Origin of the sequence: Buchnera aphidicola (Taiwanaphis decaspermi) (genome assembly GCF_039405155.1) — a bacterium.
In the GTDB taxonomy this organism is placed as follows: Bacteria; Pseudomonadota; Gammaproteobacteria; order Enterobacterales; family Enterobacteriaceae; genus Buchnera_M; species Buchnera_M aphidicola_B.
In genome coordinates this window covers 23,807-41,612 of the sequence record NZ_CP135049.1, presented here as the reverse complement: position 1 = coordinate 41,612, position 17,806 = coordinate 23,807, and the positions used below count along the sequence as shown (strand labels likewise).

Sequence of the window (17,806 nt, the reverse complement as noted above, 5' to 3'; positions counted from 1 at the left end):
ATATATAAAACTTTTTATTGCATAAAATTAAATATATCATTATTATATAAACAATAAATAAAGCCGGCTTAGCTCAGAAGGTAGAGCAACTGACTTGTAATCAGTAGGTCACCAGTTCGATTCCGGTAGCCGGCATGATAATATATAATGTATGAAAAAAAAATATGGTGGGATTCCCGAGTGGTTAAAGGGAGCAGACTGTAAATTTGCCGTCATAGACTTCGAAGGTTCGAATCCTTCTCCCACCAAAATAACATTATTAAAAAGCGGATATAGTATAAAGGTTTATTATATTAGCCTTCCAAGTTAATGATGTGGGTTCAATTCCCACTATCCGCTATAAAAAATAAAGCTGATATAACTTAACAGGTAGAGTAAATCCTCGGTAAGGATTAAGCCCCAGTTCAAATCTGGGTATCAGCAAAATTAAAAAATGTTATTTATTAAAAATTTAAATAATAAAATTAAAACATATGAATAACTTTTTTATTAAATATAATTATCTTTTTTTTGTAAATTAAGGTTTATTTCATGAATTTTATTTTAAAAAAAAAATTAAAAAAATATTCTATATTTTTTTTAAAATTAATAATTTTTTCATTTTTGTTATCAATAATAACCATATCTAATATTTATTACAAAAAAATAATAATTATTAAAATAACATCAATAATTTTAACAATCATTTTGTCTACCATAATAACATTAAATTTTATATATAAAAAAAATATTTTGAAAGTTTTTGATGATTGTAGAAAAGAAATAAAAAAAATTATATGGCCATCTGTACAAGAAACTATTAAAATAACTATTACAATATTTATTGTGACAATTATTATATCAATGTTAATATGGTTTTTAGATAGTATATCATTTAAAATGATATCTGCTATTACTATGTTCAGAGGATAATTATGTTACAAAAGAAATGGTATGTTATACAAGCTTTTTCTGGATTTGAAAATAAAGTAGTTAAATCTATTAAAGAACATATTAAACAAAAAAAATTAGAATCTTTTTTTGGTGATATAATAGTTCCCTCAGAAGAAGTGGTAGAAATTAAAAAAGGTCAAAGAAAAAAAAGTAAATATAAATTTTTTCCAGGTTATGTTTTAATAAATATGACAATGAACAATTATACTTGGCACACAATTAGAAAACTTCCTAAAGTTTTAGGCTTTGTTGGAGGCAGATCAGATAAACCATCATTTATAAGTACAAAAGAAATAAATATTATTTTAAATAAACTAAAAAAAATAGGCAATAAACCTAGACCAAAAAGATTGTTTGAACCAGGGGAAATGGTGAGAGTTAACCATGGTCCTTTTTCAGATTTTAATGGTATAGTGGAAGAAATAGATTATGAAAAAAACAGATTAAAAGTATCAGTATCTATCTTTGGAAGATCCACTCCAGTAGAATTAGATTTTTCTCATGTAGAAAAAAATTAAATATTTAAAAAAGGAAATATTTAAATAATGTCTAAAAAAATAACATCTTATATTAAATTACAAATAAAAGCTGGCAGTGCAAACCCCAGCCCTCCAATAGGTCCAGCTTTAGGACAAAAAGGATTAAATATTATGGAATTTTGTAAACAATTTAATGAAAAAACAAAAAATATTGAAAAAGGTTTACCTATTCCTGTAGTAATTACTGTATTTTTTGATAAAACTTTTACATTTATTACTAAAACCCCTCCTGCTTCTATTCTACTAAAAAAAGCAGCTAATGTTACATCTGGATCTAAAAAAAACAAAGAAAAAATAGTTGGAAAAATAAAAAAAAATAAATTATTGGAAATAGCAAACATCAAAAAAACTGACATGAATACTGATGATATAAATATGATTATAAAATCAATTGAAGGAACAGCTAAATCTATGGGAATATCGATAGAGGATTAAATGAAGAAAACAATAAAAAGAATAAAAAAAATAAAAAAAAAATGTTCACTAAAAAAAAGATATAATAATCTAGAAGAAGTTATAGACATCATAAAAAAAATGTCTTTAGTTAAATTTAACGAAAGTATTGATATTGCTATTAATTTAGGAATTGACTCTAAAAAAAATGATCAAAATGTAAAAGGTATTATAATATTACCTTACAACATAAATAAAAAAACAAAAATAGCAGTTTTCGCACAAAAATCAGATGTTAAAATGTATAAATATATGAAAAAAGATCACATTATTGGTATTAACAGTATTACAAAAAAAATACAAAAAAAAAATTTTGATTTTGATACATTAATTACTACAAAAGAATATATAAAAAAATTAATTAAATTTGCTCCTATTTTAGGACCAAGAAATTTAATGCCTAATGTAAAATTTGGTACCATAACTAATGATATTAATAAAACAATTAATAATATTATATCTGGACAAATTAAATATAAAAATGATAAAAATGGTATTATTCATTCCACAATTGGCAAAATTTCTTTTGAAAATTTTAAAATAAAAGAAAATTTTTATAAATTTATAGATGTGATTAAAAAAAATAAACCAAACAATTCCAAAGGAATATATATTAAAAAGGTTAGTATGTCCAGTACTATGGGATTGTCTTTTAATATTACCAATTTGATTTAATAATAAATTTTATAATTTCGTTATTAAATATTAAAAAAATATTCAATATATTTGAACTATATTTTATATAAAATTATATTAAAATGCAAAAAGAATAAAAAAGGATTGTAAGAATGCCTTTAAAAATTCAAGAAAAAAGAAATATCATTAAGAAATTTACAAAAATATCTAATTTAGCAACTTCAGCCGTCATTGCAGATATAACATACATAACTGCAAACGAAATGACAAAAATACGTAAGTTATCTAACAAAAAAAAAGTTTTTATAAAAGTAGTAAAAAATACTTTGTTGTCTAAAATAATAAAAAATACACAATTTTCTTGTTTACAAAAAATTTTATCTGGTCCAACTATAATTGCTTATTCTTTAGATCACCCCGGAGCTGCAGCACGTATTTTAACTAATTTTATAAAAAAAAATAATAAAATAAAAATAAAAGGTGCTTGTTTTGAGGGTAAATTTTTTAAAAAACAAGAAATAAATAAATTATCATCTATACCAACATATAATGAATCATTATCAAGACTTTTATTAATTATAAAAACATCTTCTATAACCAAATTAATGTTAACAATACTTGCTATCAAAAATATAAAAAAATAATTATATATTTTATTTTGATTAAATAAGTATATTTATGTAGTTTAGGAATAATAATTATGTCTATTAGCAAAGAACAAATTTTAGAATCAATATCAAAAATGTCGGTTATGGAAATCGTAGATTTAGTTTCTGACATGGAAAAAAAATTTAAAGTATCATATACAGATTTATTGAACAATAACGGTAATTCCAGTCAAAAGAAAAATGAAGAATCTAAAACAGAATTTGATGTGTTTCTCAAGAATATTGGAAACAACAAAATAGCAGTGATAAAAGCTGTACGCAGTTCTACTAGTTTAGGATTAAAAGAAGCCAAAGATTTAGTAGAATCAGCTCCTGTAAATATAAAAGAACGCATTAATAAACAAGAAGCTGAATCTTTTAAAAAATTGTTAGAATCATCTGGAGCTGAAGTGGAAATTAAATAAAATTTTTTATCACAATTAATATAGAATATATTTTATAGCTGGTGATATTTTGATCACCAGCTTTTTTATAAGTTTAAAAATTTTTATTAAAATTATTTTAAATATTTTTATTAATTATTTTATTTTGTAGAAACACATTTATATTTGTATTTTTATAACAAATAAAAGTTTTTAAAGGAATTTTCATGTATTACTCATATACAGAAAAAAAAAGAATTCGTAAAGATTTCAGAAAAACCCCTAAAGTTTTAAATATACCATATCTTCTTGCAATACAGTTAAAATCATTCGAAAAATTTATTAAAAAAGACACTAAAAAATCTAATGGTTTAGAATCAGCTTTTAAATCTATTTTTCCTATTAAAAGTTATAATAATAATTCTGAGTTAAGATATTTAAGTTATTCATTAGGAAAAAAAATATTCAATGTAAAAGAATGCAAACTTAGAGGATTAACTTATTCTGTACCTCTTCGTGTAAAATTAAAATTAATTATATATGAATCAGACACTACAAAAAAAATAATTAAAAATTCTAAAGAACAAGAAGTATATATGGGAGAAATACCTTTAATGACTAAAAATGGAACTTTTATGATTAACGGTACAGAAAGAGTTGTTGTTTCTCAGTTACATAGAAGCCCTGGTGTTTTTTTTGATAGTGATAAAGGTAAAAATAATTCCTCAGGAAAAATTTTATATAACGCTAGAATTATACCATATCGTGGATCTTGGTTAGATTTTGAGTTTGATTCAAAAGATAACTTGTTTTTCCGAATAGATAGAAGAAGAAAATTACCAATTAGTATTATTTTAAGATCTTTAAAATATAGTACAGAAGATATTTTAAGAATTTTTTTTAAAAAAATAAATTTTGTTATAAAGAAAAATGATATAAAAATGAAATTGTTTAATAATGCATTAAAAGGTGAAATATTATCTTTTAATTTAAAAATAAACAATAAAATATATATAAAAAAAGGAAGAAGGATCACTTTTAAAAATATACGTCGTTTATATAAAGATAAAATAAAAGAAATAACATTACCTATAGAATATTTAATTGGTAAAACTATTGCTAAAGATTATTTCGACATAAAAAATAAAGAATGTATTTTTTTAGCAAATACAGAAATATCTCAAGAAATTATAAAAAAGATAAAGAAAAAAAAAATTAATAATATAGAAATAATTATTACTAATGATATAGATTGTGGATCTTACATATCTGATACTTTGAAAATAGATGTAACCAATGATTATATCGGTTCATTATTTGAAATTTATAGAATGATGCGTCCTGGTGAACCTCCAACTAAAGAAGCATCGGAAAATTTATTTAATAATTTGTTTTTTTCAGTAGAAAAGTATGATTTATCTCCTGTAGGAAGAATGAAATTTAATAGTTCTTTAAATAAAAATACAAAATATGGATCAGGTGTTTTAAATAACAAAGATATTATAAATGTTATTAAAAAATTAATAAACATAAGAAATGGCAAAGGAGAAATAGATGATATAGATCATTTAGGAAATAGAAGAATTAGATCAGTTGGAGAAATGACTGAAAATCAATTTAGAGTAGGACTGATAAGAGTAGAAAGAGCTGTTAAAGAAAAATTATCTTCTGTAGATATAGATTCATTAACTCCTCAAGATATGATAAATGCAAAACCTATTTCTTCCTCTATAAAAGAATTTTTTAATTCAAGTCAATTATCACAGTTTATGGATCAAAATAATCCACTTGCAGAAATAACACATAAAAGAAGGATATCTGCATTAGGTGTAGGTGGATTAACTAGAGAAAGAGCTGGATTTGAAGTAAGAGATGTACATCCAACTCATTATGGAAGAGTATGTCCCATAGAAACTCCTGAAGGTCCTAATATTGGATTAATTAATTCATTATCTGTATATGCTCAAACAAATAAATATGGTTTTCTAGAAACACCATACAGAAAAGTTTTTAATAGTATAGTTAGTAATGATATAAAATATTTGTCAGCAATAGAAGAAAATAAATATATTATTGCACAGGCTAATACAAAAATAAATAAAAATGGACATTTTTTAGAAGATTTAGTTATATGTAGACATAAAGGAGAATCTAGATTATTTCATAAAAAATTAGTAAATTATATGGATGTTTCTACTCAACAAATAGTATCTGTAGGAGCTTCCTTGATTCCTTTTTTAGAACATGATGATGCTAATCGTGCTTTAATGGGATCTAATATGCAAAGACAAGCTGTGCCTACTATTAAATCAGAAAAACCTTTAGTTGGTACAGGTATGGAAAGATCTGTTGCTATAGATTCAGGAGTAACTGTTATAGCAAAAAGAAGTGGTGTTGTACAATTCATGGATTCTTCAAAAATTGTTATTAAAGTAGATAAAAAAGAAATAAAAAATGAAGATTTCGAAATAGATATATACAACCTGACAAAATATACTAGATCAAATCAAAATACATGTATTAATCAAAGACCATGTGTATCATTAAATGATCAAATAAAAAAAAATGATGTTTTAGCTGATGGACCATCTACTGATTTAGGAGAATTAGCTTTAGGACAAAACATGAGAGTAGCTTTTATGCCATGGAATGGATATAACTTTGAAGATTCTATTTTAATTTCAGAAAAAATAGTTCAAGATGATAGATTTACTACTATACATATTCAAGAATTATTATGTATTTCAAGAGATACTAAATTAGGTGCAGAAGAAATTACATCTGATATCCCAAATGTAGGAGAACATGCTTTATCAAAATTAGATGAATCTGGAATTGTTTATATTGGTGCAGAAATAAAAGGTGGAGATATATTAGTAGGCAAAGTGACACCTAAAGGTGAAACACAACTTACTCCAGAGGAAAAGTTGTTACGTGCTATTTTTGGTGAAAAAGCATCAGACGTTAAAGATTCATCTTTAAGAGTACCTAATGGAGTATATGGTACAGTGATAGATGTTCAAATTTTTACTAGAGAAGGAGTTAAAAAAGATAAAAGAACTATAGAAATAGAAAATATGAAATTAAAACAAATAGATAAAGATTTATTTGAAGAATTTAAAATTTTAGAAGAAGTTATATTTTATAATATTAAAAATTTTTTAATATCACTTAATATAAATGAAAAATTAATTAATAATATTCGTAAAAAAGAACTATTGCAATACAAGTTAAATAATAAAAAAGATAAAAAAATATTAATAGAATTTCAAAGAAAACACTCCAAATTAAAAAAAATATTTGAAAAGAAAATAAAAATAAAAAAAAACAAAATCACTCAAGGTGATGATTTGTCTCCTGGTATATTAAAAATAGTTAAAGTTTATTTGGCAGTTAAACGTCAAATACAAACTGGTGATAAAATGGCTGGACGTCATGGAAATAAAGGTGTTATTTCTAAAATAAATCCAGTTGAAGATATGCCATATGATGAAAATGGAATACCTGTAGATATAGTTTTAAATCCTTTAGGAGTTCCTTCAAGAATGAACATAGGTCAAATTTTAGAAACTCATCTAGGTATGGCAGCAAAAGGAATTGGTAATAAAATAAATCATATATTAAAAAAACAAAAAAACTTTTTCAAGTTAAAAAAATTTATGCAAAAAGCATATGATTTAGGAGACAATATCAGACAAAAAGTAAATTTGAATAATTTTTCAAAAACAGAAATATATGAATTAGCTCAAAATTTAAAAGATGGTCTTCCAATTTCTACACCAGTGTTTGATGGAGCTAAAGAAAAAGAAATAAAAAAATTATTAAAACTTAGCAATTTACCAACATCAGGTCAAATAAAATTATTCGATGGAAGAACTGGTGAACCTTTTGAAAGATTAGTAACAGTTGGTTATATGTATATGTTAAAATTAAATCATTTAATTGATGATAAAATGCATGCTAGATCTACTGGTTCTTATAGTTTAGTAACACAACAACCATTAGGAGGTAAAGCACAATTCGGAGGTCAAAGATTTGGTGAAATGGAAGTATGGGCTTTGGAAGCTTACGGAGCTGCTTATTCTTTACAAGAAATGTTAACTGTAAAATCTGATGATGTTAGTGGAAGAACTAAAATGTATAAAAATATTGTAGATGGTAATCACAGAATGGAGCCAGGAATGCCTGAATCATTTAATGTTCTTTTGAAGGAAATTCGTTCATTAGGCATAAATATAGAATTAGAAGATTGATGACTTTAATTATTATCACAATTAAATTAAATATTAAAATTTTTTCATTCTAACAGCAGGACAAACATGTGAAAAAAACAAATGTAAAGGTAAATAACAGAATTGAAGAATTTAATTCTATTAAAATAGCTTTAGCATCTCCGGATATGATTAGATCGTGGTCGTTTGGTGAAGTAAAAAAACCAGAAACAATAAATTATCGTACATTTAAACCCGAAAGAGATGGTCTTTTTTGCTCTCGTATTTTTGGCCCTATAAAAGATTATGAATGTTTATGTGGAAAATATAAAAGATTAAAACATAGAGGAGTCATATGTGAAAAATGTGGTGTTGAAGTTACACAAACTAAAGTAAGAAGAGATAGAATGGGTCACATAGAATTAGCTTCTCCTACAGCTCATATATGGTTTTTGAAATCATTACCGTCAAGAATAGGTTTATTATTAGATATGCCTTTAAGAGATATTGAAAGAATTTTATATTTTGAATCTTATGTAGTGATTGATGAAAATACTAGTAGTTTAGAAAAAAAACAAATTTTAACTGAAGAACAATATTTAGATGCTCTAGAAGAATTTGGAGAAGAGTTTGATGCTAAAATGGGTGCTGAAGCTATACAATTATTACTAAAAGATATTAATTTAGTTAATGAATGCAAAATGTTAAAAGAAGAATTAAATAATATTAATTCTGAAACTAAAAAAAAGAAAATAACAAAAAGAATTAAAATATTAGAATCATTTATACAATCTGAAAATAAACCAGAATGGATGATTTTAACAGTATTACCTATATTACCTCCAGACTTAAGACCATTAGTTCCATTAGATGGTGGTAGATTTGCAACTTCTGATTTAAATGATTTATACAGAAGAGTTATAAACAGAAACAACAGATTAAAAAGACTTTTAGATTTATCTGCTCCAGACATAATAGTTAGAAATGAAAAAAGAATGTTACAAGAAGCAGTAGACGCATTATTAGATAATGGTAGAAGAGGTAGAGCAATTACAGGTTCTAACAAAAGACCTTTAAAATCATTAGCTGATATGATTAAGGGAAAACAAGGAAGATTTAGACAAAATTTATTGGGAAAAAGAGTTGATTATTCAGGAAGATCAGTTATTACAGTCGGTCCATATCTTAAACTAAATCAATGTGGTTTACCAAAAAAAATGGCGCTAGAACTATTCAAACCATTCATATTCGGAAAACTAGAAAACAAAGGATTAGCAACTACAATAAAATCAGCAAAAAGAATGGTAGATCGTGAAGAAAACATAGTATGGGATGTTTTAGAAGAAGTTATTTCTAATCATCCTGTGTTATTAAATAGAGCTCCTACTTTACATAGATTAGGAATACAAGCTTTTGAACCAATATTAATTGAAGGAAAAGCTATTCAATTACATCCTCTAGTATGTGCTGCTTATAATGCAGATTTTGATGGTGATCAAATGGCTGTTCATATACCATTAACAAAAAAATCACAATTAGAAGCTAAATCTTTAATGATGTCTACTAATAATATTTTATCTCCTGCTAATGGAGAACCTATCATAGTTCCTTCTCAAGATGTGATATTAGGATTATATTACATGACTAGAAAAAAGATAAATGCTGTGGGAGAAGGAATGATCTTAAGAAACTCAGAGGAAGCTGAAAAAGTTTATTTTTCTAATATAGCTGAATTACATGCAAAAGTTAAAGTTAGAATTAATGAATATAAGTTAAATATTAATAAAAATTACATAAAAAAAACAAAATTAGTTAAAACTACTATAGGTAGAGCAATTTTATGGAAAATAGTTCCTAAAGGATTACCATATAAAATTGTTAACAAAACTTTAGGTAAAAAAAGTGTTTCTCAAATGATTAATATGTGTTATAGAATATTGGGGTTAAAATATACTGTTAAATTTGCAGATAATATAATGTATACAGGTTTTAATTATGCTGCAAAATCAGGATCATCTGTAGGTATAGATGATATGATTATTCCTAACAAAAAACAAAAAATTATATTAGAAGCTGAACAAGAAGTCACAGAAATACAAGAACAATTCCAATCTGGATTAGTAACTAATAATGAAAGATACAATAAAGTTATTGATATATGGACGTCAGCAAATGAAAAAGTAGCTAAAGCGATGATGGAAAATATATCTATAGAAAAAGTAAAAAATAGAAAAAATATAGAAAAAAAACAAACTTCTTTTAATAGCATATTTATGATGGCTGACTCTGGAGCTAGAGGTTCAGCAGCACAAATTAGACAATTAGCTGGTATGAGAGGTTTAATGGCAAAACCAGATGGATCAATAATTGAAACACCAATAACAGCAAACTTCAGAGAAGGATTAAATGTTTTGCAATATTTTATTTCTACTCATGGAGCTAGAAAGGGACTAGCAGATACAGCGTTGAAAACAGCTAACTCTGGATATCTAACTAGAAGATTGGTAGATGTTGCACAAGATTTAGTCGTAACAGAAGATGATTGTAAAACAAATAAAGGAATATTAATGACTCCTGTAATAGAGGGAGGAGATGTAAAAGAACCATTAAGAGAAAGAGTCTTAGGTAGAGTTACTATGGAGGATATACTAGAAAAAAAAACAAAAAAAGTATTGATTTACAAAAATACTTTATTGGATGAAAAATATTGTGATATTTTAGATAAAAATTCTATAGATATGGTAAAAGTAAGATCTGTAGTAAACTGTGAAACTAATTTTGGTGTTTGTGCTCAATGTTATGGTAGAGATTTAGCTAGAGGAAAATTAGTAAAAAAAGGAGAAGCAATAGGTGTTATAGCAGCTCAATCTATAGGTGAGCCAGGTACTCAACTTACAATGCGTACGTTTCATATCGGAGGAGCTGCATCCAGAGCTGCTACAGAATCTAGTATACAAGTAAAAAATACAGGTACTATAAAAATAAATAATTCTAAATCTGTTATAAATTCTTCAGGAAAAATTATTATTACATCAAGAAATGTAGAAATACAAATTTTAGATGATGTTTATAGAATTAAAGAAAGTTACAAAGTACCTTATGGATCTGTGATAAATAAAAATGATGGAGAACAAGTAATAACAGGGGAAACTATAGCAAATTGGGATCCACATACTATGCCAGTTATAACAGAAGTTAGTGGTTATGTTAAATTTGTTGATATGATAGAAGGTCAAAGTATTGTAAAACAAGCAGATGAGCTTACAGGATTATCATCTATAATAGTATTAGATACATCAGAAAGAACAACTATAGCTAAAGATTTAAGACCTGCTATTGAAATAATAAATAATTACGGAGAAAATGTTTTAATATCTGGTACTGATATGCCTGCTAAATATTTTTTACCTGGAAAATCTATTATTCAATTAGATGATAATGTTTATATTAATGCTGGTGATACTTTAGCTAGAATTCCTCAGGAATCTAGTGGTACAAAAGATATAACAGGAGGATTACCAAGAGTTGCAGATTTGTTTGAAGCAAGAAAACCAAAAGAATTAGCTATTTTATCTGAAATTAGTGGTGTTATATCTTTTGGTAAAGAAACTAAAGGAAAAAGAAGATTAATAATAACTTCATTAAATAATGAAAACTCATATGAAGAAATGATTCCTAAATGGAGGCAATTAAATGTTTTTGAAGGAGAACAAATTAATAAAGGAGATGTTATATCTGACGGACCTGAATCTCCACATGATATATTAAGATTAAGAGGTGTGCAAGAAGTTACAAAATATATAATAAATGAAGTTCAAGAAGTTTATCGTTTACAAGGAGTTAAAATAAATGATAAACATATTGAAGTAATAGTCAGACAAATGTTAAGAAAAGCGATTATCATAAATTCTGGAGAATCTGATTTTTTAGAAGGTGAACAAGTAGAGTACTCTAAAATAAAATCATATAATAACAAATTATCTTCTCTTAAAAAGATAAAAGTAACTTTCCAAAGAGAACTATTAGGAATTACTAAAGCATCATTAGCAACTGAATCTTTTATATCAGCAGCTTCTTTTCAAGAAACTACAAGAGTTTTAACAGAATCAGCTATTGCAGGAAAAAAAGATAATTTGAGAGGATTAAAAGAAAATGTTATTGTAGGAAGATTAATTCCTTCAGGAACTGGATATGAATATCATAAAGTTCGTTTAAAAAACAAAAAAAACAAAAAAATAATATTTGAAAAAAAAATAAAGTCAAAAAAAATAAGTGCAGAAGAAGCATCAGCTAATTTATCTCAATTATTAAATTCTAATATATTTACAAAAATTTACAATAAACAATAATTTTTATATATAAATAAGCAGCAGTTTATTAAATTGCTGCAATGTATTATGAAAAATACTCATAAAAAAAATACTTATATGTGTATATATTTAATATACAACATTAGATTTTTTAAAAATTAAACAAATGTTTAAAAACAATTTTTTGTTTAAAAAATTAAATTAAGTTCAAAAGGAAAAAATTATGAATAAAATTAAATTGATTAATTTAATTGCAAATATAGGAGATCTATCTAAAATACAAGCTAAAAAAACATTAGAGTTAACTTTATCAGCAATTATAAAATCTTTACAAATAAATAAACAAGTTAGAATAGTAGGTTTTGGAACATTTAAAATAATATACCGTGCAAAAAGAAAAGGAATACATCCTAAAACTAGAGAAATAATAAAAATACCTGCTTCAAAAACATTATCTTTTATTCCTGCAAAAAAAATAAAAAATAAAATAAATTTAATTAAATATAATATCAAAAAATAATTTTTTTTATAAAATTAGTATTTTAAATTTAAATAATTATTTTTAATAATACAATTGGAGTTTTATTTTGACTAAAGTAATAAAAAATGCATTGTTGAGTGTATATAATAAATCTAAAATTATTGATTTTGCTAAAAAATTAAAAAAAAGAAACATAGCAATATATTCTACTGGAGGTACTTATAAAACATTGTCCGAATCAAATATTAAAGTAATAAATATATCAAATTACATAAATTTTCCAGAAATATTAGATGGAAGAATAAAAACAATACATCCTAAAATATATGCTGGTATTTTGCAAAGAGGTAAAATAGATGAACATATAATAAAAAAAAATAAAATAGTTATAATGGACATGATAGTAGTTAACTTTTATAATATTACTGATAATAATAATACATTCAAAAAAATATTAACAAATATAGATATTGGAGGCCCTGGAATGGTTAGATCTGGGGCTAAAAATTATAAAAATGTTACAGTAATTGTTGATTTTAAAGATTATGATAAAATAATTTCAGAAATGAAAAATGCAAATAACAAAGTAAGTTTAAACACCAGATTCAACTTAGCTAAAAAAGCATTTCAATATAGCTTGGAATATGAAAAAAATATTTTTCATGCTTTCAAAAAAAATAAAAATAAAAAGAAAAAGAAAAAGAAAAAAATATTTCCAAATAGAATAGAATTAAAATTGGTGAAATATAAAAGTTTATTATATGGAGAAAATCCTCATCAAAAATCTTATATTTATAAAGAAAAAAATAACAAAATATTAAGTAATGAGATGTTTAAACAAATAACAGGTGATGAATTATCTTACAATAATATTAATGATATAGAAACTGCAATAAAATGTATATATCAATTCAAAACACCAACATGTTTAATAATAAAGCATTCTAATCCATGTGCAGCAGCTACAGATATTGATATAAATAATGCTTATATAAAAGCTTATTATTCTGATTCAATATCTTCTTTTGGAGGTATTATTGTTTTTAATAGAAAAATAGATGAAAATACTTTAGATGTAATATTTAAAAAACAATTTGTAGAAATAATTATTGCTCCTTCTTCAACAAAAAAAGCGTTAGCAAAATTAAAAATAAGAAAAAAAGTAATATTGATATTTTATAAAAATATAAATTTGTTAAATACTTTAGAGATTAAAAATTTTTCTAATGGTTTTTTGATACAGGAATATAATTCTATAATTATTAATAAATTTAAAATAGTTAGCAAAAAAAAACCTACTAAAAAAGAAATAGAAGATTCTATTTTTGCTTGGAAAATAAATAAATTTACAAAATCCAATTCTGTGGTTTGTGTCTTAAATAAAGTAACTTTAGGTATTGGATCTGGTCAAACAAGTAGATTGGATGCAACAAAAATTTCTATAAAAAAATCTTTATCCAATAAAACAAATATTTATGGATCAGTATTATCTTCCGATGCATTTTTACCGTTTAGAGATAACATAGACATTGCAGCAAAAAATGGAATTACTTGTATTATCCAAAGTGGAGGATCTATAAGAGACAAAGACACGATTGATGCTGTTAACGAACATAATATGTCAATGTTATTTACAAATTTACGTCATTTTAAACATTAATATAACTTTTTTATAAAAAAATATTATTAATATAAAAGTAGGATAATAATTTATCATCCTACTGTTGTGTTTTAATTACTAATTTATTTTTTTACGTATATTTTTTGTAGCATCGACCATATTTTTTAAAGCACTTATTGTTTCTTCAACACTTCTAGTTTTTAAACCACAATCTGGATTTACCCATAATTTATTTTTAGAAATTATTTTTAAATATTTATTTAATAAAATTAAAATTTCTTTCTTTTTTGGTATGTTTGGAGAATGTATGTCATATATTCCAGGTCCTATGCTATTTGGATATTGAAAGTTTTTAATTTTTTCTAATATTTCTATATTGGTTCTAGCAGTTTCAAGAGTAATAACATCAGCGTCTAAATTAACTATGGCATTCATTATGTCACTAAATTCACAATAACACATATGTGTATGTATTTGTGTTTCGTCTTTAACTACTGATGAACTTAATCGGAAAGCATCAACAGACCATTTTAAATATGATTTCCATTTGTTTTTTCTTAATGGTAATCCTTCTCGTAAAGCAGGTTCATCTATTTGTATAATTTTAATACCTGCATTTTCCAAATCTAAAACTTCGTCTCTTAAAGCAAGTGCAATTTGTTTAGCAATAATTTTTTTGGATATATCTTCTCTAGGAAAAGACCAAAATAATATTGTTACAGGTCCTGTTAACATTCCTTTTACCGGTTTTTTTGTAAGAGATTGAGCATATTTTGCATAATCTATTGTTATAGGTTTAGATCTGTATATATCTCCTATTATTATAGGAGGTTTTACACATCGTGATCCATAACTTTGCACCCATCCATTACTAGTAAAAGTAAAACCATTTAATTTTTCACCAAAATATTCAACCATATCATTTCTTTCAGGTTCTCCATGAACCAAAACATCAATATCTATTTTTTCTTGTATCTTAATATTCTTTTTAATTTCATTTCGTATTTTTTTATCATATAATTCTTGGTTAATAACACCTTTTTTAAAATCCATTCTCAAATTTCTTATTTCTTTAGTTTGAGGGAAAGAACCTATAGTTGTAGTAGGTAAAATAGGTAACTTAATTTTTTTATTTTGTAATTTATAACGTGAATTATAGGTGTTTGTTCTTTTTAAATCATTATTTCTGATAGATTGTACTCTCTCTGATACTAAATGTTTATTTACTTTTGTAGATAACTCTCTTGCATTAATAGGTTTAACCCAATCTTCAATATTATTTTTGTTATTAGAGTTTAAGGAATCTCGTAATAATGATAGTTCTTCACATTTTTGTATAGCAAAAGAAAACCAGCTTTTAGTTTCACTATCTATTTTCTTCTCATAATTTAAATCTATTGGTGTATGAAGTAATGAACATGAAGAACCTAACCATAATTTATTTCTGCTTTTTTTTATATTATTTATTACATCAAACCAATTATCAAGATTAGATTTCCAAACATTTCTACCATTTATAATACCTAATGACAGAGTTTTTTTTTGAGATATTTTAGAATTTAATGAAAATATATTATCATCACCATGAATTAAATCTATATGAATACCGTCAACAAAAAAATCATTAATATATTTTATATTATGAGAAATACTTCCAAAATAAGTAGTAAGTAATATTTTTATTGTACCATGTAATAATTTATAAACATCATAAAATTTTTTTAACCAATTTTTTGGGAGGTCTAATACCAATATAGGTTCATCTATTTGAACCCACTCAATATTACGTTTTTTAAACTCTTTTAATATATAAATATATATAGGAACTATTTTTTTTAATAAATCTAATACATCAAAAGAATTATTTTCTGTTTTTTTTCCTAACCATAAGTATGTTAAAGGACCTAAAATTACTGGCTTTACTATGTATCCTAATGATAAAGCTTCATCTACTTCTTCTATAATTTGTGACCAACTAAAATTAAAATCCTGATCTTTTTTAAATTCAGGAACTATATAATGATAATTTGTGTTAAACCACTTTGTCATTTCTGAGGCTGATGTTGAATGTCCAGTAGGAGCTGTTCCTCTAGCTATTCTGAATAATGTATCAATATCAATTGAATTGTCGTAATTTTTATGTCTATCTGGAATGTTTCCTAATAACATTGTTGTGTTTAAAACATGATCATACCAAGAAAAGTCACCAACAGTTATAAAATCTAAACCTGAACTTAATTGTTTTTTCCAATGTTTTTTTCTTAATTTATATCCAATAGATAATAATTTTTTTTTATTGTATTTACCTTGCCAATAATTTTCTTGTGCTTTTTTTAACTCGCGGTTAACACCTATACGAGGAAAACCAAGTATATGACTTAAAATATTCATTAAATAAAAAACCTCTAATTAATAACTTTAATTAATATATTTATAATATAATTAAAATTATAAATTTAATAATAATTAAAAAATATTATTATTTAATTCCAAAAAATTTAATAATATTAACAATATATTTATATAAAAATTTAATATTTCGTAAACTTTAAATGATAAAAATCAAAAAAAATATTACTTTTTTACAAATTTGTTATTTTTTTCATGGATGTTTTTGTTAATATCTATAAATAATTAGTAAAAACAAAAAAAACAATAAATAATGTTTGCATAAAATTATTAATATTTCACATATCTATTATATTTTTTAATCTTTTTATAGTATTGTTTTCTAATTGTCTAACTCTTTCAGCTGAAATACTGTAATCATTAGCAATTTTTTGTAATGTTGTTTTATTATTTTCATCTAACCAACGTGATCTTATTATATATCGACTTCTTTCATCTAACATAGATATAGCATTAATTAGTTTATTATTAGCATAAAAGGTCCAATTATTTACTTCTAATAATCTAGAAAAATTAGAAGTTTTATCTTTTAAAAAATTATTATAATGTAGAAATTTAAAATCATTAGTGTCTTCATCTACAGGATGCAAAGTAATATCTTGTGCTGACATTCTAGATTCCATTTCAATTACATCTTTATTAGTAACTCCTAACTCTTGTGCAACTAATTCTATTTCTTTTAGATTAAACCAACCTAAATGTTTTTTATTTTTTCTTAAATTAAAAAACAATTTACGTTGAGATTTTGTAGTAGCTACTTTAACTATTCTCCAATTTTTTAAAATATACTCATGTATTTCAGATTTTATCCAATGAACTGCAAAAGATATTAATCTTACTCCAATTTCTGGATTAAATCTTTTAATTGCTTTCATTAAACCTATGCTACCTTCTTGAATTAAATCAGCTTGCTGCAATCCATAACCAGAATAACTACGAGCTATATGAATAACAAACCTTAAATTAAATAATATAAGTTTTTTTGCTGATTCTAAATCAAAATTATAAAAAAAATTTTTTGTTAATAAATTTTCTTCTTTAGCAGATAACATAGGATACAAATTAGCTGATCTAATATAAGAATCTAAATTACCTAATGTAATAATGGGGAATTTTTGTATTTTGTTAATCATGAAAATCCCTTTATTAATTAATGAAATTTAAAATTAATAAAATATTTTTT

Annotated in this window: 12 protein-coding genes and 4 tRNA genes; 14 read left to right on the top strand and 2 right to left on the bottom strand. The window is 24.2% G+C overall.

Annotated features, from left to right (window positions below; translation table 11 throughout):
- Positions 1–62 precede the first annotated feature (62 nt).
- From RJX39_RS00205 to purH, 14 genes are all read left to right on the top strand, one after another.
- Positions 63–135, top strand: a tRNA-Thr gene (locus RJX39_RS00205).
- 31 nt (positions 136–166) lie between these two features.
- Positions 167–248: transfer RNA gene (locus RJX39_RS00200), tRNA-Tyr, on the top strand.
- Between the two features lie 18 nt (positions 249–266).
- Positions 267–339 (top strand) — tRNA-Gly (locus RJX39_RS00195).
- Between the two features lie 12 nt (positions 340–351).
- Positions 352–423 (top strand) — tRNA-Thr (locus tag RJX39_RS00190).
- Between the two features lie 108 nt (positions 424–531).
- Complete coding sequence (gene secE / locus RJX39_RS00185; protein WP_343192642.1) at positions 532–912, top strand: preprotein translocase subunit SecE; 381 nt, start codon at positions 532–534, stop codon at positions 910–912.
- A gap of 2 nt (positions 913–914) precedes the next feature.
- Complete coding sequence (nusG, locus tag RJX39_RS00180) at positions 915–1,451, top strand: transcription termination/antitermination protein NusG (protein ID WP_343192641.1); 537 nt, start codon at positions 915–917, stop codon at positions 1,449–1,451.
- Between the two features lie 27 nt (positions 1,452–1,478).
- Complete coding sequence (rplK, locus tag RJX39_RS00175) at positions 1,479–1,907, top strand: 50S ribosomal protein L11 (RefSeq protein ID WP_343192640.1); 429 nt, start codon at positions 1,479–1,481, stop codon at positions 1,905–1,907.
- Positions 1,908–2,600, top strand: a complete 693-nt coding sequence (gene rplA / locus RJX39_RS00170; protein WP_343192639.1) for a 50S ribosomal protein L1 — start codon at positions 1,908–1,910, stop codon at positions 2,598–2,600. It begins immediately after the preceding gene.
- Positions 2,601–2,713: 113 nt separating this feature from the next.
- Positions 2,714–3,205: a 50S ribosomal protein L10 gene (rplJ, locus tag RJX39_RS00165; protein ID WP_343192638.1), complete on the top strand. Its 492-nt coding sequence runs from the start codon at positions 2,714–2,716 to the stop codon at positions 3,203–3,205.
- A gap of 56 nt (positions 3,206–3,261) precedes the next feature.
- Positions 3,262–3,633, top strand: a complete 372-nt coding sequence (gene rplL, locus RJX39_RS00160) for a 50S ribosomal protein L7/L12 (protein ID WP_343192637.1) — start codon at positions 3,262–3,264, stop codon at positions 3,631–3,633.
- Positions 3,634–3,818: 185 nt separating this feature from the next.
- The gene (rpoB, locus tag RJX39_RS00155; protein WP_343192636.1) at positions 3,819–7,844 is read left to right on the top strand and encodes a DNA-directed RNA polymerase subunit beta; all 4,026 of its coding nucleotides are present in this window, start codon (positions 3,819–3,821) and stop codon (positions 7,842–7,844) included.
- A 68-nt stretch (positions 7,845–7,912) separates the two neighbouring features.
- Entirely contained in the window at positions 7,913–12,151 is a 4,239-nt protein-coding gene (gene rpoC, locus RJX39_RS00150; RefSeq protein WP_343192635.1) for a DNA-directed RNA polymerase subunit beta', read from the top strand.
- Positions 12,152–12,335: 184 nt separating this feature from the next.
- The gene (locus RJX39_RS00145; protein WP_343192634.1) at positions 12,336–12,632 is read left to right on the top strand and encodes an HU family DNA-binding protein; all 297 of its coding nucleotides are present in this window, start codon (positions 12,336–12,338) and stop codon (positions 12,630–12,632) included.
- Positions 12,633–12,699: 67 nt separating this feature from the next.
- A complete protein-coding gene (purH, locus tag RJX39_RS00140; RefSeq protein ID WP_343192633.1) occupies positions 12,700–14,253 on the top strand; it encodes a bifunctional phosphoribosylaminoimidazolecarboxamide formyltransferase/IMP cyclohydrolase in 1,554 nt (517 codons plus the stop codon).
- Between the two features lie 78 nt (positions 14,254–14,331).
- Here purH and metE read toward each other — a convergent pair whose 3' ends face one another.
- Positions 14,332–16,605: a 5-methyltetrahydropteroyltriglutamate--homocysteine S-methyltransferase gene (gene metE / locus RJX39_RS00135; RefSeq protein ID WP_343192632.1), complete on the bottom strand. Its 2,274-nt coding sequence runs from the start codon at positions 16,603–16,605 to the stop codon at positions 14,332–14,334.
- Between the two features lie 296 nt (positions 16,606–16,901).
- Complete coding sequence (gene rpoH, locus RJX39_RS00130; protein WP_343192630.1) at positions 16,902–17,756, bottom strand: RNA polymerase sigma factor RpoH; 855 nt, start codon at positions 17,754–17,756, stop codon at positions 16,902–16,904.
- Between the last annotated feature and the right edge of the window lie 50 nt (positions 17,757–17,806).